This is a genomic window from Rhizobium sp. 01N424 (assembly GCF_056399485.1).
In genome coordinates this window covers 1-2500 of sequence record NZ_JBFTRK010000032.1, presented here as the reverse complement: position 1 = coordinate 2500, position 2500 = coordinate 1, and the positions used below count along the sequence as shown (strand labels likewise).

General features: G+C 54.0%; 1 tRNA gene and 2 rRNA genes (1 of these 3 cut by a window edge). All 3 read left to right on the top strand.

The features are described from left to right. Nucleotides 1–1861, top strand: a 23S ribosomal RNA gene (locus AC1DNK_RS29855); it begins 940 nt to the left of the window's first position. Between the two features lie 125 nt (nt 1862–1986). Further along, nucleotides 1987–2101 (top strand): 5S ribosomal RNA (gene rrf, locus AC1DNK_RS29850). A gap of 318 nt (nt 2102–2419) precedes the next feature. After that, nucleotides 2420–2496 (top strand) — tRNA-Met (locus AC1DNK_RS29845). Nucleotides 2497–2500 lie beyond the last annotated feature (4 nt).

The window sequence follows — 2500 nt, the reverse complement described above, 5'->3', positions numbered from 1 at the left end:
TCCTAACCAAACTCCGAATACCCGGGAGTACTACTCGGCAGACACACGGCGGGTGCTAACGTCCGTCGTGAAAAGGGCAACAACCCTAACCTCCAGCTAAGGTCCCCAAGTCATGGCTAAGTGGGAAAGGATGTGAGGATCCCAAAACAACCAGGATGTTGGCTTAGAAGCAGCCATCATTTAAAGAAAGCGTAACAGCTCACTGGTCTAAATAAGGGTCTTTGCGCCGAAAATGTAACGGGGCTGAAGCCATGCACCGAAGCTGAGGATGTGCAGCAATGCACGTGGTAGCGGAGCGTTCCGTAAGTCTGTGAAGGGGTACCTGTGAGGGGCCCTGGAGATATCGGAAGTGCGAATGTTGACATGAGTAACGATAAAGGGAGTGAGAGACTCCCTCGCCGAAAGACCAAGGGTTCCTGCTTAAAGTTAATCTGAGCAGGGTTAGCCGGCCCCTAAGACGAGGCGGACACGCGTAGTCGATGGGAACCACGTTAATATTCGTGGGCCTGGTGGTAGTGACGGATTGCTCAACTTGTAAGGTCTTATTGGATTGATCTTGCAGGGACGCGGTTCCAGGAAATAGCTCCACCGTATAGACCGTACCCGAAACCGACACAGGTGGTCAGGTAGAGTATACCAAGGCGCTTGAGAGAACTATGTTGAAGGAACTCGGCAAATTGCACGCGTAACTTCGGAAGAAGCGTGACCCCATTTTACGCAAGTGAGATGGGGTGGCACAGACCAGGGGGTAGCGACTGTTTATCAAAAACACAGGGCTCTGCGAAGTCGCAAGACGACGTATAGGGTCTGACGCCTGCCCGGTGCTGGAAGGTTAAGAGGAGAGGTGCAAGCTTTGAATCGAAGCCCCAGTAAACGGCGGCCGTAACTATAACGGTCCTAAGGTAGCGAAATTCCTTGTCGGGTAAGTTCCGACCTGCACGAATGGCGTAACGACTTCCCCGCTGTCTCCAACATAGACTCAGTGAAATTGAATTCCCCGTGAAGATGCGGGGTTCCTGCGGTCAGACGGAAAGACCCCGTGCACCTTTACTATAGCTTTACACTGGCATTCGTGTCGGCATGTGTAGGATAGGTGGTAGGCTTTGAAGCAGGGACGCCAGTTTCTGTGGAGCCATCCTTGAAATACCACCCTTATCGTCATGGATGTCTAACCGCGGTCCGTTATCCGGATCCGGGACAGTGTATGGTGGGTAGTTTGACTGGGGCGGTCGCCTCCGAAAGAGTAACGGAGGCGCGCGATGGTGGGCTCAGACCGGTCGGAAATCGGTCGTCGAGTGCAATGGCATAAGCCCGCCTGACTGCGAGACTGACAAGTCGAGCAGAGACGAAAGTCGGTCATAGTGATCCGGTGGTCCCGCGTGGAAGGGCCATCGCTCAACGGATAAAAGGTACGCCGGGGATAACAGGCTGATGACCCCCAAGAGTCCATATCGACGGGGTTGTTTGGCACCTCGATGTCGGCTCATCGCATCCTGGGGCTGGAGCAGGTCCCAAGGGTTTGGCTGTTCGCCAATTAAAGCGGTACGTGAGCTGGGTTCAGAACGTCGTGAGACAGTTCGGTCCCTATCTGCCGTGGGTGTAGGAATATTGACAGGATCTGTCCCTAGTACGAGAGGACCGGGATGGACATATCTCTGGTGGACCTGTTGTCGTGCCAACGGCATAGCAGGGTAGCTACATATGGACGGGATAACCGCTGAAGGCATCTAAGCGGGAAACCCACCTGAAAACGAGTATTCCCTATCAGAGCCGTGGAAGACGACCACGTTGATAGGCCGGGTGTGGAAGTGCGGCAACGCATGAAGCTTACCGGTACTAATAGCTCGATTGGCTTGATCGTTCTCATTGCTTGTGCTCATTACAGTCGAAACGACTGAATGATGTCACGACGTGTTCAAAAACTAATCACTAACGACTAGTCACTAGTCGCTCGTGAACCAGCTTCTCAAAGTTGCGCTTCGCTGACCTGGTGGTCATGGCGGGGTGGCTGCACCCGTTCCCATTCCGAACACGGCCGTGAAACGCCCCAGCGCCTATGGTACTTCGTCTTAAGACGCGGGAGAGTCGGTCGCTGCCAGGTCTGCAAAACGCAACTAATCTTCTCATCGCATTCTACGGCCCAAAGCCGATCAAAGGGCCGCTCGCAAAGCGGCCTTTTTGGTTTGAAGCCCTATATCAGACTGAAAAATCGGTGCATCAGATCTATAATGGTGCGTCCATTACAGGAGACAACTCCTTCGGAGTTGCTCCGGCAAGACGACGGAAACGTCGTACGGGAGCAACAGCTTCGCTGTTGCCCCGGCAGTACGACAAACCGCAAAGCGGTTCGTCGATGTCAGGATAAACCGCGGCGCGGTTTACCTGGACGGTATTTTGCCTTTCGGCAAAAACCTGGTAACGCGGGGTGGAGCAGCCCGGTAGCTCGTCAGGCTCATAACCTGAAGGCCGCAGGTTCAAATCCTGCCCCCGCAACCAAATC